Genomic DNA, 25,781 nt, shown 5'->3' with positions numbered 1-25,781 from the left:
CGCATAATTCATGTTAAAATGCTCGGCTTTCATCTTAGATCTCTCCCGATCGCCATCTGCCAATCGAGAAACACACCATGTCTACAGCTTATACTGCTCAGACCGCGCCGACTGCGTTGTTTGATTACGACAAATATTGGGCGTCATGCTTTGAACCTGCGCCATTTTTGCCGATGTCACGCGAGGAAATGGATTTACTCGGTTGGGATTCCTGTGACTTTATTTTGGTTTGTGGTGATGCGTATATCGACCATCCATCATTCTGTTCAGGGATTATTGGGCGTACTTTGGAAGCACAAGGTTTCCGTGTCGGGATTATTGCACAACCAGATTGGACCAATGTGGATGCCTTCCGTGTTTTGGGTAAACCGAATATTGCGTGGGGTGTCACTGCCGGTAATATGGATTCGATGATCAACCGTTATACGGCTGACCGTAAAATCCGTTCGGATGATGCCTATTCTCCGGACAATGTACCGAATAAACGTCCTGACCGTGCAGCAACCGTGTATTGCCAACGTGTACGTGAAGCGTACCCTGATGTGCCTGTACTTTTGGGTGGTATTGAAGCATCTTTACGCCGTATTGCGCACTATGACTATTGGTCAGACAAAGTTCGCCGTTCAGTGTTGATGGACTCAAAAGCCGACTTACTGATGTATGGTAATGGTGAGCGTTCAATCACGGAAGTGATGCATCGTTTGGCGCGTGGTGAAAAAATTCATGAGATTACCGATGTTCGCGGTACTGCGTTTATTGTCAATAAACACAATCGTGCATCAAAAGCCAAGTTTGTCGAAATTGCATCGAATGATGTCGATGCGATCGGTCGTGTTGATCCGATTATCAATCCTTATGTGATGACTGAAGATCTCGATGGCTGTGAAATTGAAAAAGACAAAGGCAACTCTTTAGCGCAGTATCAGGGCTTCCAAAAAGAACCTGTTGCCAATCCGATTGTGCGTGAAGGGGACGATTTAGATCCTGATACGCAAATCGTGCAATTACAGCCGATCTCTAAAGCGATTAAACATAAATTACCGCCACGTGAGTTGGCTGTGATTCGTTTACCGGCCTTTGAAGAAGTGGCCAATGATCCGGTACTGTATGCACATGCCAACCGTATTTTGCATTTGGAAACCAATCCGGGGAATGCTCGCGCGATGGTGCAAAAGCATGGTGAGCGTGATGTGTGGTTGAATGCACCACCGATTCCACTCACCACTGAAGAAATGGACTATGTGTTTGACTTGCCGTATGCACGTCTGCCACATCCATCTTATGGTGAAGCGCGCTTCCCTGCATTTGACATGATTAAGTTCTCTGTCAACATCATGCGTGGTTGTTTCGGCGGGTGTACCTTTTGTTCGATTACGGAACATGAAGGTCGTATCATTCAAAACCGTTCTGAAGAATCTATTTTACGTGAAGTGGAAAAGATTCGTGATACAGCACCGGGCTTTACTGGCATTATTTCGGATTTGGGTGGTCCAACGGCAAACATGTACCGTTTGCAGTGTAAAGACCCTGAAATTGAAAAGAACTGTCGTAAGCCGTCATGTGTATTCCCTGGCGTATGTCAAAACTTACATACTGACCATGCACCTTTGACCCAGTTATACCGTAAAGCACGTTCATTACCGGGCATCAAAAAGATTCTGATTGGTTCAGGTCTGCGTTATGACTTGGCGGTATTGAACCCTGAATATGTCAAAGAGTTGGTTCAGCACCATGTGGGCGGATATTTAAAAATTGCCCCTGAGCATACCGAAAAAGGTCCATTGTCGAAGATGATGAAACCGGGTATCGGAACCTATGACCGTTTCAAACAGATGTTTGACCGTTATAGTAAAGAAGCGGGTAAAGAGCAGTACCTGATTCCGTACTTTATTGCGGCGCATCCGGGCACCACTGACTATGACATGATGAATCTTGCCGTGTGGTTGAAGAAGAATGGTTTCCGTGCCGATCAGGTACAAACTTTCTATCCATCACCGATGGCGACTGCGACCACCATGTATTACACCGGTAAAAATCCGTTGGCGAAAGTGGCGCGTTATACTGAAAATGTGGATATTGTCAAAGGCGAGAAACGCCGTCGCTTGCATAAAGCGTTCTTACGTTACCATGATTCAAACAACTGGCCATTGCTACGTGAAGCCTTGAAAGAAATGGGTCGTTCAGATTTGATTGGTAACTCGAAACAGCATTTGATTCCAACCTATCAACCACAAGGCGGTGAAGGTCAGTATCAGTCTGCACGTAAGAAGAACTCGACGGTTGATGGGGATTCGCAAAAACGTACCGGTGAACAAGGTAATCGTACCAAAGCGGCGCAATCACGTCCTTCAAATACCAAAAAGCGTCCTGAACGTGGTCAAATCTTAACGCAACATACCGGTTTACCACCACGTGAAACAGGTGATGCGAAAAAACCATATCAGGGCAAAGCAAAGCCTAAATCGAAATCACGCGCTTAATTGACCTTTAAACATAGCATCGATCTTGAACCTATTTGAGCGAGATCGATGTTGTGTGGTGTAGGTTTAGAGTCAAGAAAACAGGATGCTCCGGCATCCTTTTTTTATTTAAAATCCCATGTTTTCATACGCTGATACCTTTTATTACAATATCAAGCTGAGCTGTGTAAAAAAGATGTTGGTCGGAAATAGATCGATTCAAGTGATTTTGATCGGGAAAAATTTGTTTTGATTGAGTCGATTAGCTATAAGTAAGGGTTGATGTTTATGCTGAACATTGTCATTTTTGACAGAGGCTTCAAGAAAACTGTCATTTACAGCATAAAAATCATGCTCAAGCTGCATTTGATTGTGTTTAAATGAAGTCATCCTGTTGTTTTCAAGTAATGATGCGACCTTTCACATGCGTTTAGTTGTATGGTTTTGGACGGTGATTTTATTTGAAAATTGAAACGCGCTTTCACAAGAAAACACCAATAGGCTGGGATCATTTGAATTTGAATGAATATGGGTTGAACGGATTCAATTCAATAGCCCAAACAATAAAACGCTGCAAGACTGACAGTGTAAAAACAATGAATTATAAAAATAGGAACAAGGATTACAACAATGAACCTGATGATTATTGCGAGTGTAATCACGCTCGCCATCGTGGTGCTTGTTGCTTATAAAGGACTAAAACAGAAACAACCCAGCGACAGTGCACTGCGCCAAAGGGCTGTGTTTAACACCTATGAGCAACTGACATTTACACGGTTAAAAGAAATTCTACCTGAAGCCAATATCTTGGCGCATGTGTCTTTTGATGCATTGCTGACCACTAAACTGCCACGTACCCGCCGTAAATATGAAAAACTATTTGCCGACTTTGTGGTGTTAAATAAAGACTGCCGTGTGATTGCGGTGATCGCTTTGGGTGAGTTGTTATCGGCCAAGCGTTCAAAGTTGGCTCAGCAACAAGATTTACTGTTAGAAGCTGCAGGCTATCGGGTCATTCGCTATGAGGGTGTGCCCGAATATCAGCAATTACGCGATGACTTTTTAACAGAATATATCGACATGCAGTCCTTAAACAGTATGCCGGAGCGTGATGTGGGGAAGTTCGATCTGTATTCCGAAGAACGATTCACTAAGATGAGGATATATGGCTAAGACCGATGCGGAATATTGATTTTAAATAAAAAATGCATGTGATCACATGCATTTTTTATGACAGATTCAAACATCGATCTGCTTGATCAAAGCCAAGCTATTTTATAAAAGAAAAACTATTTAAAAAAAGCCAAGCTACTTTAAGCTGGGTTTGAATCGGCCTTGACCGCAACCACCGTCATTTCAACTAACACATTCGGGTCATACAGTTTTGCTTCCACGCAGGTGCGGGGCAGTGCTTCAATATCAGACACCCATGCATCCCAAACTTCATTCATTGCCGCATAATCTTGCTCAATGTCTTTTAAAAAAATCATCACCGATAAAATGTGGCTTTTGTCTGAACCGGCATCCCTTAGAAATTGGTCAATATAGTCTAAAGTTTGTTGGGTTTGACCTTGAATATCGAGGCTGGTGTCTGAGGCAAGTTGACCCGCTAAATGAATCAGATTGCCGGAAATGGCAATTTCAGAGAAGCGTTTTTGAACGTGTAGACGTTGAACAGTCATTGGTTTTCTTCTAGCTCGATAAGATGGCTCTAGTCTACGTGATGATCAATCGAGTGCAAAGCTGTGATCAACGCTGAGCGTACATTAAGCGCAGCGGAATCCGATGTTTTAAATCATGGCTTGTGCAGTGATACGGATAAGATGAGGCAATGCACTATTTTAAAGACAGAAAAGTGTCTAAATTAGCTCGAAAATACCAAGACGGTAGAGCGTGAAAATTGGAGGCGATAAGCGTAAAACGAGGGGATTAAACATAGCAGGAGGTCAGAGGGCCCTGTCATATTCGGATGGATCATCACGCCAATCACAGGACTTGAATGCTAAAAATAGATCATCGTTTTAGCATCTCTTGCAGCAACATGGATAATGTTGTGCGCCGATTAGATTACGCTAAAAAAATCAATTTGCCACCCCATTTTGAGCAGAATTTATTCTTTTGTTTGAAAAATAATCTCAAATAAGCTGGGTTGAGTGATTGTTACCACAGGGATAATTGCGATTCCTGAGTTTTCTCTGCCAATTGATAGACCCCAATACCAATCAAACGAAATTGATCATGTTCAGAAATCTGCATTTCACTGAGCAGTAATTGTAAAATTTGCTGAATTTCAGCAGGGGACTGTAAAGGCTGTTTAAAGCTCTTACTGTGTTGTAACACTTGGAAATTTTTCAGTTTTAATTTAACCGTGACACCACGCGCTGTCAGTTGTTTGTTCTCTAAAGTGCCCCAGACCCGTTCAATTAAATTGCCCCAAAAAGGCTGGCATTGACTCAGGCTAAAGTTTTGGTCAAAGGTGGTTTCTTTGGAAATCTGCTGACGTTTGCGCTGTGCTTGTACAGCACGGTCATCGATGCCTTGTGCATACAAAAACAGTTGTTTGCCATATTTACCAAAGTGATGAATCAGCACCGTTTCTTCAACCTGTTGTAAATCACCTAAAGTCTCTAAGTTTAGGGCTTTAAGTTTTTCCTGTGTGACTTTGCCCACTCCCGGGATTTTTTTCAGCGCTAAATCTTGTATAAAATGCTGAACCTGACTCGGTTTGACAATACAGATGCCATTCGGCTTATTCCAATCGGACGCAATTTTGGCAAGAAATTTATTGGGTGCTACGCCTGCCGAAGCGGTTAGTCCAGTGCGAGCAAAAATATCGGCACGAATCTGTGTCGCCACTTCTGTGGCACTGGGCAGACCTTTAAAATTTTCTGTGACATCCAAATAGGCTTCATCTAAGGACAAGGGTTCAATCAGATCGGTGTACTGCTGAAAAATTTCATGAATCTGCTCGGAAACCTGATGATACTTTTGAAAATTGGGTTCGATCACCACCACCTGTGGACATAACTTTTTGGCTTGGGTCATCGACATCGCAGAACGTAACCCAAATGCTCGTGCAGGGTAGGATGCTGCAGCAATCACAGCACGTGGATGATGTGAGGCAATCACCACAGGTAAGTGCTGTAGCTCAGGTCGATCACGCAGTTCGACGGAGGCATAAAATGCGTCCATATCGATATGAATAATTTTTCTCATCTATCGGTGATATATAGCTTTGGATTAAGGGTGAAGGTGCATGTTAATGAATGAATTTTAGCCCAAATTAAGCCGAATGCGCAGAGCTATTCACTGCCAATAAAATCAATGCGTCAATATCTGTCTGAGGCGTGGATGGATAAGATGCCTAGAGGCTGTTGATGCTTATTTTTTTGCGGCTGGAACAGCAGACTTGGCATCTTGAACTGCTTGAGGCTGTAATTTATTCTGCACTAAAAAAGCATTCCATTGTTTGAGATCACCATTAAAGACATTCAAGTCGACTGCGGTTGAAATCCCTTGAATTGCACCTTGATTGGTATGCTGCCAAAAATGCCATTCAGGATCATTTTTTAAATGGGGTTTGCCCTGATATTCACGCACCCAAAGCGGGGTCTGTTTAAATTCACCTGCCAATACAATGTTATAAAACGCTTTTGAAATATAGAACATCGGCTGCTTGCCATAATGTTGATATAAGCGATCATGTACAATTTGAATTTCTTTGAGCAGTTGCTCCTTGGTGAATTGATTGATGCAATTGCTTTCATATTCCAAATCAATCACCGGCGGTAAGGCATCGGCTTTATTGGGTACGGTTTCAATAAAGTTCTGTGCCTGAATATCACCGCCACGACATAAACGATAGAAATGATATGCCCCGACTCGAAATCCACGTTCACGGGCTTGTAGCCAATTTTGCTGAAACTTGGTGTCCTTAAAGTCCCCGCCTTCCGTGGCTTTGAGATAAACAAACTGGAATTCTTTCGGGGAAATTTTTGCCCATTGAATGTCTTTTTGATGGTGCGATACATCAAAACCCTTGATCGGATAATCTTGTGCCGACGCAAATGGATGAGGGAAAAACAAAAAAAAGCACACAGCCGTCATCACACCCAGTACCGCCAAGCCGATGCCAGAGGCATACAGGGCATGATGGTTTTGTTGAGGGGGATTTTTCTGCGTCGGTGTTTTTTTTGTAGCTTTCGACATGGGGCTTCAGTGCTTAAGGTTTGGGTTTTATCATAGCGTGAATGGGGATTATGCACCATTCACATTGCTAAAGGTCGATGTTGATGAACGTTGATGAACATAGATAGATTAGATTGATCTAAGCAGTGTCGTCATCAGCTTGTTTCGGAATTTGCCAAAAAATCAGAGCGGTAATAATGTTAATACTACCTAAACACAGCAGGGTCAGATGAAAAGCTTTTAAGGTCTGATCGAGTCCCAAATGCGTGGTAAATACATTCACCAATGTGCCTGCCAATGCCACACCTAGACTCATCGACAGCATCATGATCATCGATAAAAAACTGTTGCCGCTGCTGGCATCTTGTTGCGGAAGATCTTTTAAGGTCAAGGTATTCATCGACACAAACTGCAAGGAGTTGATCATGCCAAAAAAGAAAAAATGTGCAACGCGAATCCACAGCGGGGTATCGACTTGATGTAAGGCAAAACTGGCGATACATGCCCCCACCAAGAGCGAATTTACCAACAGCACATTACGATAGCCATAGCGTTGAATAATCCAACGTACCACAGGTTTAGAGGCCAAAGAGCCGACCACAGTCGGGATCATCAATAAACCCGTCACAAAAGGGTCAAAGCCAAAAGCGACTTGCAACATTAAGGGCAGTAAAAATGGAATCGCATTGGCGCCAAAACGGGCAAAGAAATTGCCTAAGATGCCCACGGTGAAGATTTTATTTTCAAATAATTTAGAGCGAAACAGGGCATTTTGATGCAGATGGGCATGAAATGCATAAATGATGCTCGCAATGAGTCCCCCTGCAATCAGTGTCCAACTGAACCACGCTGCATTGTGTTTATTGGCAAAGTTTTCAATGCCTAGTGACAAACCAATCATCGCCGTAGCCAGTAAAATCAAACCCCATAAATCAAAGGCTTTAACGCTGGTCTCTTTGGCATTGGGCATGGCTTTGAAAATCACCAACGCACCGAGAATGCCAATCGGAATATTGATCAGGAAAATCCAATGCCAACTCATGTAGGTCACCAACCAGCCGCCGAGTGTCGGGCCAATCATCGGTCCCATCAGTCCGGCCAAACTCATCAGACTCATAGCAGAGAGAAATTGGCTTCGGGGAATGATTTTCAGCATCGCCAAACGACCGACAGGCAATAGAAACGCACCGCCGATGCCTTGAATTACTCGAAAAAACAGCAGTTGATTTAAGCTGGTAGAGAGTCCACAGCCTAATGAAGCGAGGGTAAAAATCACAATCGCAGCAAAGAAAATATTACGCACCCCAAAACGGTCTGCCAACCAACCACTTAAAGGAATACAGGCAGCCACCGATAGCACATAAGCCACCACCACACTGTGCAAATCCAGTGCCGCTTCATTTAAACTGATGGCAATGGCGGGAATCGCCGTGTTGATAATGGTGGTGTCTAAACCCTGCATAAAGAAACCAATAGACACCACAAAAACCAATAAACGGAATTCAGGTTGTAGGGCTTGGTGGGTTGCGACTTGGCTCATGGGGTTAGGGTTGTTTCTGTTTGATTTAATGATAGTTTAATAGATGCGGGCTGAAAGAGTTGTAACAATATTTTGATGTATTGGCGTTTGTACACGTCATTCAATCATTCGCGTAAAGCATCATCAATAGATTAAAGGGACATTATTTTGGATAAGGACATCATATTGGGCGTATTGATGCTGTTGCTGTTTTTGTTGAGTATGACGGCGCTGAGTTTTTCAAATTATTATTTTTATCTTTATCTAAAAAAAACAGCAAAAGTAAGCGGTTATCTGGATTTTATGGCCTATAACTGGGGCAAAAGAAATGCAAAAAATTATCGGATGATGTTGAGTTCAGCAAGGCATAAACACGAAGATCTAGGCAAAGCGCGAAAATTTGTCATTGCATACCAGGTACTTCTAGGCAGTGCGATGATTTTACTGTTGATCAGTTTCGTAATACGTTAAACGAGGTGAAAATAAACAACATTGATCTGTCGATCAATAGCGGTTGATATCCACCTCAAAGATTAAACTACAAATTCAGCCGGACTATTCAGGTTACGAATCGCATTTAAAATCTGTTCAGCATGATCACAGACAATAATCTTGGCACGATGCTGTGGCGGTAAAAAACCTTCTTTGACGGCATGATCGAGTTGTGCAATCAAAGCATCATAAAAACGATTGACGTTATACAGAATCATCGGTTTCTGATGTTGATTGAGTTGTCCCCAAGTGGCGATCTCTAAGATTTCTTCAAAGGTGCCCAATCCACCCGGTAGTGCAATAAAAGCACTGGCACGCTCTGCCATCATAGCTTTGCGTTCATGCATGGTACGCACCACATGCAGTTCGGTTAGGGTGTTGTGGGCGACTTCATAATCCAACATAAACTTTGGAATCACACCGACCACTTCACCGCCTTGTTCAATCACACTGTCTGCCACTTGACCCATCAGACCAATGCTGGCCCCGCCATACACAATCCCAAAGCCTTTTTGGGCAATACTTTCTGCCAAATGAATGGCTTTTTCTTTATAAATGGGATTGTTGCCAAAGCGTGAACCGCAGTACAGTGCAATTAATTTCTGGCTGGCTGTTTTATGAGTGGTATTTGTCGGAGATGCGGTTTTTATGGTGTGATTTAAATCGTGTTCTGAAGGTTCTGTGTTTATCGGTTTTTCGAGTGCATTGTGAGTCATCTTTCTATTTCGTCCTCTCGACTTTTATCGGGTCTTTTTCACTGTGATCTTAAGCAAGAATAGTGACAACTGTCGGTGTTTAAACAAAACTTTTGCAATGATTTGTAGCAAATGAGAAAAATTACGAAAACTCAGTCTTTATTGTCATGAAAAAAGCGTGAATTTGAATAAAATCTTTCCTATACTGAGCTTAAGTTTTATAACAAATGAACCAATATGAGTAGTGATTGTCCTCACCCCAATCGATATTTTTTAAATCTTTTCACCCTTCAGCATCCGGCTGAAACTCGCTTTAACCCTCTCGACCTGACATTAAAAACAACAAAAATGAAGCAGGAGCAGCGCGCATGATTTTTGAATGGATGTCAGACCCGTCGGCATGGGTCGGTTTAGCGACACTGGTGATTTTAGAAATCGTCTTGGGGATTGATAATCTGGTCTTTATTGCGATTTTGGCGGAAAAATTACCGCCTGAACAACGCGATAAGGCTCGAGTCGTCGGCTTATTGTTGGCCTTAGGTATGCGACTGATTTTGCTCGCATCGATTGCGTGGATTGTGACCCTAACCAATCCATTCTTTTACCTGTTTGAGCACCCGTTCTCGGTACGTGATCTGATCTTGATGTTTGGTGGGGTATTCTTGCTGATGAAAGGCACGCTTGAATTACATGAGCGCCTTGAAAGCAAACCGGCAATCAAAGAAGACAATCCGGTACATGCGGCATTCTGGATGGTGATCGTACAGATTGTGGTACTCGATGCCGTGTTCTCGCTCGACAGTGTGATTACCGCTGTGGGGATGGTGAAACAACTGTCGGTGATGATGATTGCAGTGGTGATTGCGGTCGCGATTATGCTGTGGGCATCGAAAGCACTGATGGACTTTGTGAATAAGCATCCAACCGTGGTGATTCTGTGTCTGTGCTTCCTGATGATGATTGGTTTCTCACTGATCGTTGAAGGCTTAGGCTTCCATATTCCGAAGAGTTACTTGTACGCAGCGATTGGTTTCTCCGTCTTGATTGAGTTCTTGAACCAACTCATGCGCCGTAACCAAGAGAAAACAGTAACGACGACCGATTTACGTTTCAGAACTGCATCAGCGGTGATTCGTATGTTAGGTGGCAAAACCAATACTTCGGCTGAAGGTCAAAACAATCAAGCTGAAGATGTGTTGGCGACACAAGCCTTGGCAGATGAAATCTTTAGCAATGATGAAAGCGGTGCCTATCAAAGCGTAATGGTACAAGGCGTATTGGGGCTGTCAGAACGTCCGGTGAAATCGGTGATGACCCCACGTCCAGAATTGGAATGGGTCGATTTGAATGAAGACCAAGCCTCAATCAAAGCGCAAATTTTGTCGATGAAACATTCACGTTTAATCGTGGCGCATGGTGAGTTGGATAACATCGCTGGTATTGTTTTAACCCACAATGTGTTGAACGACTATATCGAATTCGGCCAATTTAACTTTGAAAAACACATTCGTGAGCCGGTGATTGTGCATGAAAGTGCGCAAGTGTTGATGGTGATGGAAGAACTGCGTCAAGCACCGCTACAGATGGCGATTGTACTGAATGAATATGGTTCAATTGAGGGCATTGCAACACCGATTGATGTGCTTGAAGCCATTGCCGGTGAATTCCCGAATGAAAATGAACTCGATGCTGCGGCGGAAAGCTTAGAAGACGGTTCATTGATTTTAGAAGGCTCAACCGATATTCGTCATTTGTCGTTGCTGTTGAATCGTGATTTGGTCGATGACGCTGAAGAGTATTCAACCCTTTCAGGCTATATCTTATTCCACCTCGGACATTTACCCCAAAATGGTGAAAAGTTTGAAGCAGAAGGCTATGTGTTTGAAGTGGTAACGATGGAAGGGCACAAGATTGAAAAAGTGCATATCCTGCCTGTGGCGCAAGAATAATCCGCTGCTGAACACGGCTCATGTATGAGATTAAACTCAGCATGGTGAGCCAAGTTTGGTTAAAATAGCACTCAATTGAGTGCTATTTTTTTTGGGAAAAATGAATGTCTGAATTGGCTTGCCCATGTGGGCTTGGACACTATGCTGACTGTTGTCAGCCTTTACATCTCGGACATGCAAACGCGCAGAGCGCACAACAACTCATGCGCTCACGCTATAGTGCCTTTGCCAAACAACAAATCGATTATATTGTGGGCACCACCGCATTGGGACAGCAGGCGCATTTGGATGTGGCTGCGATTGCAGATTGGGCCAAGTCAAACCAATGGCTAAAATTGGACATTGTGCAAGCCCAAGAAAAACTGGATAAGCATCATGCGCAAGTTGAGTTTAAAGCACACTATCATGATGGCAAACAGGCACAGGTTCATCACGAAGTTTCGCATTTTGTGAAGTTTGAAGATGCTTGGTATTTCCTCGATCCCACTACAGATCAGCAAATCACCATGAAGCAGCCCTGTATTTGTGGTTCAAACAAGAAATTTAAGCAATGTTGCGCTCAATTTTTGTAGAATTTTTTTGGATTTCACATAGAATGTTGCGCATCAATTACCCTCAATGGAAGCAGGGCGATGTTACTCACGGTTATCTATATTATCGCAATTACGGCTGAGGCCATGACAGGAGCGCTGTCGGCAGGCAGGCGAAGTATGGATTGGTTTGGCGTGATCATTATTGCCTGTGTGACGGCATTGGGTGGTGGTTCGGTTCGTGATGTATTGCTTGGGCATTATCCATTAACGTGGGTCAAGCACCCTGAATATTTAGTCTTAACCTGTTGTGCAGCATTATTTACCATTTTTATTGCGAAATGGATGCGTCAACTGCGTTCAATTTTCCTTTTGCTCGATGCACTGGGCTTGATTGGCTTTACCATTATTGGCTGTCAGATTGCCATGCACATGGGACAAGGCTTTGTGGTGTCTGCAGTGGCAGGAGTGTTGACTGGGGTATCCGGTGGGATCTTGCGTGATATTCTATGTAATGATGTACCTTTGGTGTTCCGCCGTGAACTATATGCCAGCATTGCCTTTGTGGCGGTGATTTTCTATTGGGTCTGCACCACACTGAATTTTTCTCAGGAAATCACCATTATTTCAACGCTGGTTTTCGGCTTTTCACTGCGCTGTATTGCGATTTATTTTGGCTTGGAAATGCCGAAGTTTATTTATAAAGATGACGATGAACAGTCAGCCTCGTCTAAAGATGCCTCTTAAGGTTTGACTGACTAAAGCGCTAAAGTCGACTCATCATTTAAAAACAATATTGTTAAGAAGCGTGTAGAATCACAGGCAAGCGATCCGGTGATTCTACTGAGCATGTGTTTTACAAGTTGCGATAAAAAATAGCGACAATAATAATAACTGTTGCGAAGACAGTAGTTCATTTCCCACACTTTGACTGCATCGATTTAGAGATCTGATTATGGATTTAATCTCACGCGTACAACGTCTTCCGATTGGTAAATTTCACTACACTTTATTGTGGGTGATTGGTTTGGGTTGGATGTTTGATGCCATGGATACCGGACTGATTTCCTTTATCTTGGCCAAAATGGCTGAAGATTGGGCCATGTCACCGACTGAAAAAGGTTGGGTGGTCTCCATCGGCTTTGTCGGTATGGCTTTGGGTGCGGTCTGTTCAGGTGCTTTGGCAGACAAATTTGGACGTAAAGCAGTCTTTGCCAGCACATTGGTGATCTACAGTATTGCCACCGCTGCCTGTGCCTTTGCACCGAATTTGACTTGGCTGTTGCTGTTTCGTTTTGTGGTGGGGCTCGGTCTAGGCGGGCAACTTCCGGTTGCCGTGACTTTGGTCAGTGAATATATACCAGCGCAAGTGCGTGGTCGCTTTATTGTGTTGCTGGAAAGTTTTTGGGGACTGGGGTGGTTGGTTGCCGCTTTGGTGTCGTATTTTGTGATTCCGTCATTTGATTGGCACGTGGCATTTTTAATTGGTGGTTTACCTGCGCTTTATGTGTTTGTGGTACTGAAAAAAGTCCCTGAATCAATTCCATATTTGATCAATCGTGGACGCATTGATGAAGCGCATGCTTTGGTGCAGAAACTTGAAGCACAGTGTGGTGTAGAAGTCATTGAGCAGATTGAGGTCAAACCTGTAGCAACACAACAAGGGGTGTCGTTTGGTCAACTGTGGTCAGGTGGTTTTGCCAAACGTAGCCTAATGTTATGGCTGATCTGGTTCGGTATTGTGTATTCCTATTATGGGATTTTCACTTGGTTACCAAGCTTATTGGTCAAAGAAGGCTATAGCATTGTGCAATCCTTTGAATATGTGCTCGGCATGATCTTGGCACAGTTACCGGGTTATGTGGTGGCAGCATGGCTGGTTGAAAAGCTTGGGCGTAAAGCGACACTTGCTGGTTTTATTGGTTTTTGTGCAATCTCGGCGTATTTCTTTGGACAAGCGACATCTGTGGGCATGATTATGTTTTGGGGTTGTCTAATGTCATTCTTTAACTTGGGCGCTTGGGGCGTGTTATACACCTATACGCCTGAGCAGTATCCTGCCAATATTCGTGCCTTTGGTTCAGGTTGGGCCAGTGCCATAGGACGCATGGGCGGGATTGTTGCGCCCTTAGTCGTCACGCACATGATGGTGGCTGAAAATGGCTTTAGCCATGTCTTTATCATGTTTACAGCGGTTTTACTGGCGGTGGCTTTGGTGATTGTGGTATTGGGTGAAGAGACCAAAGGTAAAACCTTAGAATCGATTGGATTGTAATAACCACGTGAATATTCAATTTTCTGATTGAACATATCATTAAAAATGGATAATTTTACGCCATAAGACACAAATTGTCGCAGTGTGTTACGCCATGCACTTGTTTCATGGCATCCTGCGACTTAGCATTACTACTTTAGACACAAAAAATATTTGATAAGGACGAAAGGTTTTATGACAAGCCTTGCGCATCAAGCGACAGAGAATCGTTCTGTAGCAGAATTTACCGAACAAGCCTATCTCAATTACGCCATGTACGTGATTATGGATCGTGCTTTGCCACACATTAGTGATGGTTTGAAACCGGTTCAACGCCGTATTGTGTATGCAATGAGTGAGCTTGGTTTAAAACACAGTGGTAAACCGAAAAAATCTGCACGTACAGTCGGTGACGTATTGGGTAAATACCACCCACACGGCGACTCTGCGTGTTATGAAGCAATGGTGCTTATGGCACAGCCTTTCAGCTATCGCTATCCATTCATTGAAGGACAGGGCAACTGGGGTTCACCGGATGATCCGAAGTCTTTCGCCGCAATGCGTTATACCGAAGCGAAACTATCTTTATACAGTGAAGTGTTACTGTCTGAACTCGGTCAAGGCACCTGTGATTGGCAGGACAACTTCGATGGTTCGATGAAAGAACCTGTGAATTTACCTGCACGTGTACCGAATATTCTTTTAAATGGTACAACCGGTATTGCCGTGGGTATGGCCACCGATATTCCGCCCCATAACTTGCGTGAAGTGGTTAAAGGCACGATTGCTTTAATTCGTAACCCAAATGTCAGCGATGAAAAGTTAGTAGAATATATTCCGGGGCCGGATTTACCGACCAAAGCAGAAATTATTACACCACCGGAAGAACTGCTTAAACTGCAAAAAACAGGGCGTGGCAGCTACCGTATGCGTGCGGTCTACACGATTGAAAAAAATGAAATCGTGATCAGTGACTTGCCGTATCAAGTCTCAGGTTCCAAAATCATCAGTCAGATTGCCGACCAGATGACCGCAAAAAAACTGCCTTTGGTTAGTGATGTGCGTGATGAATCGGATCATCAAAATCCAACCCGTTTGGTGATTGTCCTACGTTCAAATCGTATTGATGCCGAAGCAGTGATGAGCCATTTATTCGCCACGACTGATTTAGAGTCGAGCTATCGTGTCAATATGAACATGATCGGTGCGGATGGTCGTCCACAAGTGAAATCGATTCGTCGTATTTTGTTGGAATGGATTGAGATTCGTAAGCAGACCGTGACACGTCGTTTGCAATATCATTTAAACAAAATCGAAAAACGTCTGCATATTTTGGGCGGTTTGATTATTGCGTATCTGAACATTGATGAAGTGATTGAAATCATCCGTGAACAAGATCAGCCGAAACCGGTTCTGATGGAACGTTTCGGCATCGATGAGATTCAAGCAGAAGCCATTTTAGAACTGAAACTTCGTCATTTGGCCAAGCTTGAAGAAATGGAAATGCGCCGTGAGCAAGATGAACTTGAAGCCAAAGCTGCGGTTATTCGTGAACAATTGGAAAATCCTGAATCATTGAAAAATCTCATCATCACTGAACTCAAAGATGATGCGAAAAAATTCGGTGATGAACGTCGTTCTCCAATTGTACAACGTGCCGAAGCTGCCGCGATCAGCGAACAAGATTTGATGCCAGCCGATCCAGTCACGGTAATTTTGTCAGAAGCGGGATGGATTCGCTGTGCCAAAGGCCATGATGTGGATGCCGCCAATGCCAACTTCCGTGCCGGGGATCAATACTTAAGCCATGCACAAGGCAAGTCCAATCAGAAAGTTTATGTGTTAGATGAATCTGGTCGGAGTTATGCGCTGGCGATCAATACGTTACCGTCAGCGCGTGGTTTAGGTGAGCCTTTAAGCTCAAAACTTGCACCTGCCAACGGTGTAGGCTTTAAACAAATCTTGATTGCGGAAGATGAAGCTGAAGTATTAGCAGTCAGTTCAAATGGTTATGGTTTTAAAACCCAAGCCAAGCAATTGGACACCAATGCTAAAGCCGGTAAAGCCTTCTTGAGCTTAAGTGAGGGTGCAGAAGCGATGCCACTTGAGTTAATCGAAGGGCATACCCATGCGGCTCTGTTAAGTTCCTCTGGTCGTTTACTCATTGTTGAGTTGTCAGAATTGCCAATGCTAAATAAAGGTAAAGGCAATAAGTTGATACAACTTGATACAAGTGAACAGATTTTGTCCATGACAACGCTTAATTTAACTGAAATAATTCAAGTGGTTGCGGGACAACAACAATTAAAACTGAAAGGTGATGACCTGAACAAATACGTGGCGAAACGTGCGACCAAAGGTCAACTTTTACCACGCGGTTATCAAAAAGCAAATAAACTGTTCATTCAAAGATAAAACTAGCATCCATAGTTCAAAATACGTTATATATGATTGCGTAAATGGATATGGATGCGTCATTGAGCACCAACATCTTAATAATAGCTCAATGATGAAAAGAACAGTTTAAAACCAAGGATTACTAATTGGAGAATATGGCATTATGGAAAAGGTTTGGTTCGCTGAATACCAAAAGACTGGGATTCCAGAAACTGTAGAATTGCCACAGGAAAACACTTCTCTCATTGATATTTTTGAGCGTAATTTCCAGAAATTTGGTTCACGTGATGCTTTTATCTTCATGGATAAAACCTTGTCATTCAATGAACTTGACGTTGCGAGCCGCCAATTTGCTGCTTACCTACAAAGCTTAGGTTTGGCCAAAGGTACGCGCGTTGCGGTCATGATGCCGAACGTTTTGCAATATCCTGTGGTGGCATTGGCCGTATTCCGTGCAGGGCTTGTCTTGGTCAACGTGAATCCGCTGTATACCGCACGTGAACTTGAGCATCAATTGAATGACTCAGGTGCTGAAGCTTTGGTGATTATTGAAAACTTTGCATCTGTTTACCAAACTATTATTGGTAAAACGCCTGTGAAGCATGTGATTATTGCCTCTGTAGGTGACATGCTCGGTGTGCTTAAAGGTACGTTAGTGAACTTTGTTTTACGTAAAGTACGTAAACAAATTCCAGCATGGAATATTCCAGGGCACATCACTTTTAATGCAGCAATGGCCAAAGCCAATGCCAACAATTATAAACGCCCAACGGTGACCTTGAGTGATACCGCGGTACTTCAATATACGGGTGGAACTACAGGTGTATCGAAGGGTGCTGAACTGACGCATCGCAATTTGGTGGCGAATTTAATGCAGGCCGATGGTATTTTCCAAAGTAAATTTGGCAACCATGATGGCAGCAAAGACGACCGTATTTTCTGTGCTTTACCGCTGTACCACATCTTTGCATTTATGGTCTGTGCGCTATACGGCATGTATAAAGGTCAAGCCAATGTCTTGATTCCAAATCCACGTGATTTGCCGGCAGTGATTAAAGAACTTCGTAAATATCAACCAAGTTTCTTCCCGGCAGTGAATACGTTGTTTAATGCATTGGTGCATAACGAAGAGTTTAAACAACTCGATCACAGCAACCTTAAAATGGCGATGGGCGGTGGTATGGCTGTATTGCCTTCAACGGCTGCGGCATGGAAAAAAATCACGGGCACCAACATTATTGAAGGTTATGGTTTATCTGAAACCTCACCAATTGCAACTGCGAATCCGCCTGCATCTGAAGAATTCAGTGGTACCATTGGTATTCCATTGCCGTTGACTGATGTTGCGATTTTGGATGACGAAGGTAATCATTTGTCTCAAGGTGAACAAGGCGAAATCTCGATTCGTGGTCCACAAGTCATGAAAGGCTATTGGAACCGTCCAGATGAAACTGCAAAAGTGATGAGCGCTGATGGCTACTTCCGTACCGGTGACATCGGAATTATGGATGCACGCGGCTACTTTAAAATCGTCGATCGTAAGAAAGACATGATTTTGGTATCTGGCTTTAACGTCTATCCATCTGAAATCGAAGAAGTGATTGCAACCCATCCAAAAGTATTGGAAGTGGCGGCGATTGGTGTTGCGGATGAAAAATCAGGTGAAGTGCCAAAACTGTTTGTGGTGAAAAAAGATCCATCTTTAACCACAGAAGAAATCTTGGCATTCGCGAAACAAAACTTAACCGGTTATAAACGCCCACGTTATGTTGAGTTTATGGATGAATTACCAAAATCCAATGTGGGTAAAATCCTGCGTAAAGATTTACGTAAATAATTCAGAACTTCAAAAAAAGCGCCGTTATGGCGCTTTTTTTATGCAATAGAAGGAGCAGTTTTGAGCAAGCTTATTTCATCAGCCAACGGTCAAAGTAAGGACGACCAATCCCAAGAATTCCGACAAAGGTCAGCATGGTGCCCATTTGACGACCGACTGCTTGAATCGGCAGTTGACCTGAATAGGTGAAATAAATGTCAACCAAACTGTAGACAGCCACGATCACTAACCACAGTTTTAGATTTAAACGACGAATACCGACTGCAATAAAAGCAATCAATAACATAAAGAAGGTGCCTGCCGTCGATTGCCAATTGTAATTGGCACATATCACGCAAAGCAGAAATGCAACAATCGGGAGAACAATATAAAGCACACGATCGACTTTTCGTTGATGGATTTTCTGCTGATCTAACACATCAAGAAATTGCTTCTGATCGGACTGATCAAGATTTTTCATGGCGATTCCAGTGAAAATTTCAAAAAGGCAATAATTAAACAAAAATTATCGCATATACCGCATGCTATGATATGCCCAATAAGAATTTATTGGATAGAAAATTCATGCATGGGATTGATGGCATCGTTTATTTAATTTTAATTGCCTGTTTAATGCCGTATGCATTTACCATGATTGCAAAAATCGCTGCGGGTTTTAAAGCGCAAGACAATCAGAACCCACGTGAATTTTTGGCAAAGTCGACAGGGCTTGCAGCACGTGCCAACGCAGCACAACAAAACAGTTTCGAAAGTCTGCCTTTATTTATTGCTGCGATTTTAATGGCAGAATATATGGTGATTCCACAGGGCATTACCATGATGCTTGGCATTGCTTACTTGGTTTTACGTGTGGTGTATGGCATTTGCTATTTAGCGAATCTGTCGACCTTAAGATCGATTATTTGGTTTTTATCGATGGCATGTCCGATCTTATTGTTGGTGATCGTGATTCGAACCATCTAAAAAGGCATGCTTTGACATACCAAAAAATATCATTGAAATTGTATAATCGGGTTAAGATTGCTTGATAAAGCGTTATAATCGACAATATTAAACACTTCACTGTTAAAGAGTTTCCTATGAGCTACAGTAACATCCCTGCGGGTAAAGATGCACCAAACGACATCTACGTGATCATTGAAATCCCTGCAAATGCAGCGCCAATCAAATACGAAATCGACAAAGATTCTGATGCGTTGTTTGTTGACCGTTTCATGGGTACTGCAATGTTCTACCCAGCAAACTACGGTTATGTACCAAACACATTGTCATTGGATGGTGACCCATTAGACGTACTTGTAGTAACACCACACCCAGTTGCACCAGGTTCTGTAATTCGTTGCCGTCCTGTGGGTAAATTGAACATGGAAGATGACGGTGGTGTAGATGCGAAATTAATCGCGGTACCACACGACAAATTAACCCCGCTTTACAAAGATGTTCAAGAATATACCGATCTTCCTGACTTGTTGATCAAGCAAGTAGAACACTTCTTTGCGCACTATAAAGACCTAGAAGCAGGCAAGTGGGTAAAATTGAGTGGTTGGGAAGGTGCTGATGTTGCGAAACAAGAAGTATTGAGCTCAATTGCGGCTTACCAAGAAGCAAACAAATAAGATTATTTTGAGTGTCTCCGCCATTTTAACGGTGGCGACACTGCAATAAAAAAACCTGCATTCAATGCAGGTTTTTTTATGACTGATACTCATTAGAACGTTCAGATGAGAACATTCGCTTAGAACAAGGTTACAGGTACATCAAGGAAGATACGCCATTCTTCAACATTCCCCATGTATGGGCTGTTGTAGGCTGTATTTGAACGCAGCATTGAATTACGTAGACGTAAACTTGCCCCTTTAGCAAAACCACTTTGCACTGTGTATTTGACTTGGTTAAAGAATTCGTGTTCACGACCTTCTTCAATATTTACACTGCCATCCGCTTGTTTCACACGAGCATCAATATCCCAACCGTAAACAAACGCCGTGGTCCAGGTTAGCCCTGGAATATTCCAACCTTTAAAGTCATAGTTATAACGTAGTTGCACTGACTTCTCATGGTTACCTACGAAGTCAGATAGGTAGGAGTTCGCAATATAAATACTTTGGTAACCATCACCATTTGAACCATAGTCATAACCAACACTACCGGTATTTTGTTGGTAGGCTGCTAAGACATCATGATTGCCTTTGTTATAGTCCGCAGAGATACTCCAAATGCTGTTAGATTTATCTACGCCTGCTTTACCGTAATTATCATGTTTGTCATTATCGTATCCTTCTTGAACATAACCGGTTGCAGAAGCCGTCGAGGCATTTTTATCAAATTTGGTGTAATAACCGGTGAAATCGTAAGTTAAAGAACTGTCATCGGCGAAATTTTGTTTATAAGAGGTATTTAAATAATGACGGTCTATCAGGTCTTTGACTTGAACACCATAATAAGATGCATTGAGTTGATCATTGAATTTATAAGATGCACCCCAGAACACCGCACGGTCTAAACCAATTTGGTCAGATGAAATTTGGTCAGAATATTGGTTCTTGGTGAATTTACCTGCCACTAATTCTAGATCTTTAATTTCACGGCTCTTGACCATAAAGCCCGTATAGTACTCAGGCACCAAACGTGCAGTGTTACTCGCTAACACAGGTAAATCTGATACATGCGTACCATAAGAAATGGTGGTATTTGAAATACGGGCTTTGACACGACCACCGCCACGACCCCAAGTATCATATGGATCAACTAAACCATTTGTCACTTTGCCATCGTTTTTCAGTGGCAACATACCATTACCTGCGTGACGGTTTTTACCAATTTTAAAACCAACATCACCGACCACATCGACACCCACGCCGATCACACCTGGGGTAAAGCCAGATTCAAGATCAAAAATCGCGGTTTGACCTAAAGAACTGGTGTCTGTTCGACCATTATCTCGATCTCGGGTGATAAAACCTGTACGCAACAGGACCGATCCTTCGGCATCTTCGATAAATCCTTTGGCTTCGCTTTGTTCACTAGCATAAGCTGTAGAAATGAGTGCAGCTTGTATGAGTACTGCCAATGTAAATTTTTTTGGTTTTTGCATTGGTAAGAAGCCTTATATCAAATTAGATCAATAAAAAGTAAACATGGGGAAATTGTATACATAATGTATAACAAAAAAGACTGGTTTATTAAAATTATTTTTGATTAAAGTTATACATTATTGGAATATTGCGGTTTTTTTAAACATAAATAGATTCGATTTCATTTATAAATTGATATTATTCATATAATTATTTTTTTACATTATTTTTAATCTTATTTTTAATTGTCTTTTTTTTCACCAAAATGCACTTTTTTCTGATTAATTTTAAGCATTTTTTTTTAAAATCGGTAAACTTTCGATTCTCTTTCAGTCGGTTATTTGCTCATGCCACGTGCTCTGTATAAAAAAATTTTAGCAACCATGATGATGCTCTCTAGCACAGCTGTTTGGGCGGAAGTTGAAGAGGCCACACCGACACATACGTTCTCCGGAAATATTGGTGTAGTATCTAAATACGTGTATCGAGGCAGCGTTGAAAATCATGATCTGTCGATTCAAGGGGGCTTAGGATATGTCCATAAGAGTGGTTTCCTAGCTGAATATTGGGGTTCAACTTTAGATTACGATCCATCTGATGAAAGCCGAAACAACAGCTTTGAAAATGACTTCTATATTGGTTATGGGCGTGAGCTAACAGAAAACTTAAGTTTCAATACCAAATTGGCTGCTTATTTCTATCATCGTGGTGGTTCAGTATATAACGATGATCGCAGTGAAAAGCGCCGTACCACCGGTACGGAATGGGTATCTGAAGTGGCTTATAAAAACCTCGCTGTGAACTTGGGGGTGGCATTGTCTGATGTGAATTATGGCAATGCCGGTGATGTCTACTTAAGCGCAGCGTATAGTTATCCACTCCCGTATGACTTTGCCCTAAATACATTGGTGGGCGTGAATATCTTTAACAGTAGCCAAGATGATTCCATGATCTCGACCACGGAAGATTTGGTGTTGAATGAACTACGTTTCGGTGTGGGTAAATCCTTTCCCGATGTGGGCGTCGATATGACACTTGATTATATTTGGGGCGGTAAGGACCGTGAAAATGGCAATTTAGACGATCACTTGGTATTCGGTGTCAGTTATAGTTTCTAAACCAATCCACATTTAACAGCCCAATAGGCATCGAACACGCTAAAAAAGAGTGCACGCAATAAAGTGCACTTTTTTTGAACAAGAATAAATCGATTGATTAAAGAATAGTCTTTAAATAGTGCGATATGTAAACATTTATAAGACTGTGATTTATTGTAAATATGCTGAGCTATTCTAATAAATAGGCCGATTCAGTATCAGGTAGATTCAAAAGATAAAATAAAAAAATAACAAAAATTAATAGCTTAAATGTTTTAAAAAATATTCTTAACTCTCTGCTCAGACTTTGGCACAGCTATTGCAAACTTACTCAGGAGTTTAAGTATCAACAAAAAAATGCAATAGATCATGCAGGGGATAACAATGAAATCGACTCTCAAATTACTCGGATTAGCCGTTGCAGCATCGGCTTCAACATTGACATTTGCAGCCGATGAGCCAACATCAGAACATAGCATCTCTGGCAATATTGGTGTGGTTTCACAATATATTTTACGTGGTAATACCATCAGCCCTGAAAATGATAATGCAACTGTTCAAGGGGGCTTAGACTACAGCCACGCCTCTGGATTTTATGCAGGATACTGGGGTTCAACTTTAGGATATTCATTGTCCGATTATAATCCGGTGACAGAATCGCTAGAGGGCAGTAAAGCCTTTGAGCATGATTTTTACTTGGGCTATAACGGTAAAATTAACGACGACTTAGGTTTCACCGTTGGTGCAATTTATTATTTATACACTGAGTCAGATGTCGATTCAGATTTCCCTGAAAGTATCATTGGTCTGAACTACAAAGATTTTTCTTTAACAGCACAAACGGTTCTGGATGATTCGATTTTTGGCAATACTGGGGATACTTATATTCTAGGTAGCTACAGTTATCCATTGCCGAAAGATTTCACTTTGAACACTTCAGTCGGTTTGTATTATAACAATGACAGTGGAGACCATGAAGCAGCACTCAATACCACTGAAGACTTTAATTTCCGTCATTTCAATATTGGTTTGAGTCATCCACTGGGTGATACTGGCGCAAGTGTGGCAATGGATTTTGTGGTTGGCGGAAAATTACGTGATGATACATCCTTGAAAAATAAAGTGGTCTTTGGTTTGAAATATGAATTCTAAGCTCAATTGATTTGCTCAAAAGCGACCATCAGGTCGCTTTTTTATATCTTAGATTTGTATTTGAAGTGAAAAATTATTGTTGCTGGCTTCGATAGGATAAAGCTTCGGTTAAATGCGCTGTTTGAATATGTTCACTTTGGGCAAGATCGGCAATGGTACGGGCCACTCTTAAAATCCGATGGTAAGCACGTGCCGATAAATTTAACCGTTGTTGTGCTGTTGCCATAATCTGTTGAGCGGCAGCATCGAGCTGAACAAATTGCTCGAGCTGCTGTGGTGTAAGGGCTTGATTGAGAAAACCTTGCCTATGCATTTGAATGTCATAGGCTTGAATCACCCGAGCACGCACCGTCTCGGAATTTTCTACAGGCTTATGGTCTTGTAAATCTTGCGCTTTGAGTGGTGGGACATCAATGTGTAAATCAATCCGATCGAGTAAAGGGCCTGAAATTCGGTTTTGATAACGTTTAATCGATTCGGCTGAACATTGACAACGACTGTCTTGGTTAAAGGCATAACCACAGGGACATGGGTTCATGGCTGCGATGAATTGAAAGTTGGCAGGAAAGGTAATTTGCCTTGATGCACGAGAAATCACGATTTCTTTTGACTCAAGCGGCTGTCTCAAAACCTCCAATACTTTGCGATCAAATTCAGGCAGTTCATCTAAAAATAAAACCCCTAAATGGGCTAAGGTAATTTCACCGGGTTTTGGATGTGAACCACCACCGACCAAAGCTACGGCTGATGCAGTATGATGCGGCGCACGAAAAGGACGTTGTCCAAAGCTGTGCTGGGCATTGGCAATCGAATAAATACTCGCGACTTCTAAATTTTCTTGTGCATTTAAAGGTGGCAAAATACTGGAGAGTCGAGAAGCCAATAAGGTTTTCCCTGTTCCCGGTGGACCTTTAAATAGAATAGAGTGTCCGCCCGCAGCAGCGATTTCTAAAGCACGTCTAGGACGCAGCTGACCTTTCACATCGGCCAAATCAAATTTAGCGTGATTTGTATTTTGCGGCTGTGTCGAGGGTGTTGCGTTAATTTGGTGCGTTTTTAAAAAATGTTCACAGACTTGTTTGAGACTTTCTGCTGCATAAACTTTAAAATCAGGAAGTTGAGCGGCTTCTTCTGCATTGGCCGTTGGTAACATCAATTGATGTTTGCCCATTTGACATGCCATAGCAATGGTCAGAGTCCCTGTAACCGGTCTGAGCATGCCATCGAGTGCCAATTCACCGATAAATTCAAAATCATCGGTACTATTTTCAGGCAGTTGTCCCGAAGCAATCAAAATACCTAAAGCAATCGGTAGATCGAGCCTTGAACCATCTTTGGGTAAGTCAGCAGGTGCAAGATTAATGGTTAAGCGTTTGGTGGGAAATAAGAAACCACTATTAATAATGGCAGAGCGAACACGATCCTTACTTTCCCGAACAGCGGCTTCAGGCAAGCCCACAATGGTCAGCGAAGGCAGACCTTGGCTGACATGAACTTCAACTTCGATTTGTGGTGCATGTAAGCCGAGCAAGCCACGCGTATAAATTTTCGCGAAAGACATCAGGTTCTACTCTTATTAATCTTATTTTAGATTGCTTTATTTTTAATCATTATTTTTAGATTTTTGCACAGAAAATGTGCGTTTTATTAATTTTGTTTTTGAATTAACACTTCCAAGGCTTTGACTTGCTCTTGAAGTTGGCTTAAACGTTCATTGGCATTCAATAATGCTGTTTTTTGGCGCTCAATTTCGTCTTTAGAGACCAAATCCATTTTGCTGACCGCTTCATTTAAAAGCGCACGTAAATTATGTTCCAAGTCTTTTTTAGGTTGATCGACTTGTTCCAAAATGGCTTGTAATAATGTTTCAATCATGGGGTATCCAGAATATATCATGTTGTTTTTACAGTGTAACATCGCTTTTATTTTGTCCCTAGTATTAACTCAGCACAATGAATTAATCCAATAACAATATCAGCAAAAACCATCAATTTTTGTATGAATTTATCATGCCGTCAGCCATGTTGATGTATAAAATAGGGTATAAAGATGATGTCATGATGAAACAGATCAATACCCCCCAACCATTGGTCTGTTTTGGCATGAAATTTGAACATAAAACCTTACTGGTGAGAAAA

The 25,781-nt window shown here is 42.2% G+C and carries 22 protein-coding genes; 13 read left to right on the top strand and 9 right to left on the bottom strand.

From position 1 onward, the window contains the following. Positions 1–77 precede the first annotated feature (77 nt). Both G8D99_RS14595 and G8D99_RS14590 read left to right on the top strand, forming a co-directional pair. On the top strand, positions 78–2,480 hold the full coding sequence (locus tag G8D99_RS14595) for a YgiQ family radical SAM protein (RefSeq protein WP_166327126.1): 2,403 nt from the start codon (positions 78–80) through the stop codon (positions 2,478–2,480). Positions 2,481–3,089: 609 nt separating this feature from the next. Then, positions 3,090–3,632, top strand: a complete 543-nt coding sequence (locus G8D99_RS14590; protein ID WP_166327124.1) for a DUF2726 domain-containing protein — start codon at positions 3,090–3,092, stop codon at positions 3,630–3,632. Between the two features lie 140 nt (positions 3,633–3,772). On the opposite strand, the gene G8D99_RS14585 is transcribed toward G8D99_RS14590, so the two are convergent. The 4 genes from G8D99_RS14585 to mdtD all read right to left on the bottom strand — a co-directional run bounded on the left by G8D99_RS14585 (position 3,773) and on the right by mdtD (position 8,187). After that, complete coding sequence (locus G8D99_RS14585) at positions 3,773–4,141, bottom strand: RidA family protein (RefSeq protein ID WP_166327122.1); 369 nt, start codon at positions 4,139–4,141, stop codon at positions 3,773–3,775. Between the two features lie 478 nt (positions 4,142–4,619). Beyond that, positions 4,620–5,675 carry a DNA polymerase IV gene (gene dinB / locus G8D99_RS14580; protein ID WP_166327119.1) on the bottom strand — a complete coding sequence of 352 codons (1,056 nt, stop codon included), beginning with the start codon at positions 5,673–5,675 and terminating at the stop codon, positions 4,620–4,622. Positions 5,676–5,840: 165 nt separating this feature from the next. Next, complete coding sequence (locus G8D99_RS14575) at positions 5,841–6,668, bottom strand: glycoside hydrolase family 25 protein (RefSeq protein WP_406741498.1); 828 nt, start codon at positions 6,666–6,668, stop codon at positions 5,841–5,843. A 118-nt stretch (positions 6,669–6,786) separates the two neighbouring features. Next, the gene (mdtD, locus tag G8D99_RS14570; protein WP_166327117.1) at positions 6,787–8,187 is read right to left on the bottom strand and encodes a multidrug transporter subunit MdtD; all 1,401 of its coding nucleotides are present in this window, start codon (positions 8,185–8,187) and stop codon (positions 6,787–6,789) included. 147 nt (positions 8,188–8,334) lie between these two features. On the opposite strand from mdtD, the gene G8D99_RS14565 reads away from it, so the two are divergent. Continuing rightward, on the top strand, positions 8,335–8,637 hold the full coding sequence (locus G8D99_RS14565; protein ID WP_166327115.1) for a hypothetical protein: 303 nt from the start codon (positions 8,335–8,337) through the stop codon (positions 8,635–8,637). Between the two features lie 62 nt (positions 8,638–8,699). Here the strand turns inward: G8D99_RS14565 and G8D99_RS14560 are convergent, their stop codons facing one another. Beyond that, a complete protein-coding gene (locus G8D99_RS14560) occupies positions 8,700–9,374 on the bottom strand; it encodes an LOG family protein (RefSeq protein WP_166327113.1) in 675 nt (224 codons plus the stop codon). 347 nt (positions 9,375–9,721) lie between these two features. On the opposite strand from G8D99_RS14560, the gene G8D99_RS14555 reads away from it, so the two are divergent. From G8D99_RS14555 to G8D99_RS14530, 6 genes are all read left to right on the top strand, one after another. Then, positions 9,722–11,302, top strand: a complete 1,581-nt coding sequence (locus tag G8D99_RS14555; RefSeq protein ID WP_166327111.1) for a TerC family protein — start codon at positions 9,722–9,724, stop codon at positions 11,300–11,302. 104 nt (positions 11,303–11,406) lie between these two features. After that, a complete protein-coding gene (locus G8D99_RS14550) occupies positions 11,407–11,874 on the top strand; it encodes a YchJ family protein (protein WP_166327109.1) in 468 nt (155 codons plus the stop codon). Positions 11,875–11,934: 60 nt separating this feature from the next. Then, entirely contained in the window at positions 11,935–12,579 is a 645-nt protein-coding gene (locus tag G8D99_RS14545; protein WP_166327107.1) for a trimeric intracellular cation channel family protein, read from the top strand. A 208-nt stretch (positions 12,580–12,787) separates the two neighbouring features. After that, positions 12,788–14,107 carry a niacin transporter NiaP gene (niaP, locus tag G8D99_RS14540; RefSeq protein ID WP_166327105.1) on the top strand — a complete coding sequence of 440 codons (1,320 nt, stop codon included), beginning with the start codon at positions 12,788–12,790 and terminating at the stop codon, positions 14,105–14,107. 174 nt (positions 14,108–14,281) lie between these two features. Continuing rightward, positions 14,282–16,501: a DNA topoisomerase IV subunit A gene (gene parC / locus G8D99_RS14535; RefSeq protein WP_166327103.1), complete on the top strand. Its 2,220-nt coding sequence runs from the start codon at positions 14,282–14,284 to the stop codon at positions 16,499–16,501. 145 nt (positions 16,502–16,646) lie between these two features. Beyond that, positions 16,647–18,320, top strand: a complete 1,674-nt coding sequence (locus tag G8D99_RS14530) for a long-chain-fatty-acid--CoA ligase (protein ID WP_166327101.1) — start codon at positions 16,647–16,649, stop codon at positions 18,318–18,320. Positions 18,321–18,390: 70 nt separating this feature from the next. Here G8D99_RS14530 and G8D99_RS14525 read toward each other — a convergent pair whose 3' ends face one another. Next, positions 18,391–18,780: a hypothetical protein gene (locus tag G8D99_RS14525; RefSeq protein WP_166327099.1), complete on the bottom strand. Its 390-nt coding sequence runs from the start codon at positions 18,778–18,780 to the stop codon at positions 18,391–18,393. Between the two features lie 104 nt (positions 18,781–18,884). Between G8D99_RS14525 and G8D99_RS14520 the strand changes: the two genes are divergently transcribed. Continuing rightward, a complete protein-coding gene (locus G8D99_RS14520; protein WP_166327097.1) occupies positions 18,885–19,283 on the top strand; it encodes an MAPEG family protein in 399 nt (132 codons plus the stop codon). A 116-nt stretch (positions 19,284–19,399) separates the two neighbouring features. Beyond that, positions 19,400–19,936 (top strand): inorganic diphosphatase, encoded by a 537-nt coding sequence (ppa, locus tag G8D99_RS14515; RefSeq protein ID WP_166327095.1) that lies wholly within the window; start codon positions 19,400–19,402, stop codon positions 19,934–19,936. A gap of 119 nt (positions 19,937–20,055) precedes the next feature. Here the strand turns inward: ppa and G8D99_RS14510 are convergent, their stop codons facing one another. Further along, the gene (locus G8D99_RS14510; protein ID WP_166327093.1) at positions 20,056–21,414 is read right to left on the bottom strand and encodes an OprD family outer membrane porin; all 1,359 of its coding nucleotides are present in this window, start codon (positions 21,412–21,414) and stop codon (positions 20,056–20,058) included. 327 nt (positions 21,415–21,741) lie between these two features. On the opposite strand from G8D99_RS14510, the gene G8D99_RS14505 reads away from it, so the two are divergent. Next, a complete protein-coding gene (locus G8D99_RS14505) occupies positions 21,742–22,512 on the top strand; it encodes a TorF family putative porin (RefSeq protein WP_166327091.1) in 771 nt (256 codons plus the stop codon). 363 nt (positions 22,513–22,875) lie between these two features. After that, positions 22,876–23,643 (top strand): TorF family putative porin, encoded by a 768-nt coding sequence (locus G8D99_RS14500; RefSeq protein ID WP_166327089.1) that lies wholly within the window; start codon positions 22,876–22,878, stop codon positions 23,641–23,643. Between the two features lie 73 nt (positions 23,644–23,716). On the opposite strand, the gene G8D99_RS14495 is transcribed toward G8D99_RS14500, so the two are convergent. Both G8D99_RS14495 and G8D99_RS14490 read right to left on the bottom strand, forming a co-directional pair. After that, a complete protein-coding gene (locus tag G8D99_RS14495) occupies positions 23,717–25,204 on the bottom strand; it encodes a YifB family Mg chelatase-like AAA ATPase (protein WP_166327087.1) in 1,488 nt (495 codons plus the stop codon). 86 nt (positions 25,205–25,290) lie between these two features. Further along, complete coding sequence (locus G8D99_RS14490; protein ID WP_166327085.1) at positions 25,291–25,518, bottom strand: accessory factor UbiK family protein; 228 nt, start codon at positions 25,516–25,518, stop codon at positions 25,291–25,293. Positions 25,519–25,781 lie beyond the last annotated feature (263 nt).

The organism is Acinetobacter lanii (genome assembly GCF_011578285.1).
GTDB lineage: Bacteria > Pseudomonadota > Gammaproteobacteria > Pseudomonadales > Moraxellaceae > Acinetobacter > Acinetobacter lanii.
Note: the sequence above shows the minus strand (reverse complement) of the source record. Positions and strands in the feature narration are given on the sequence as shown.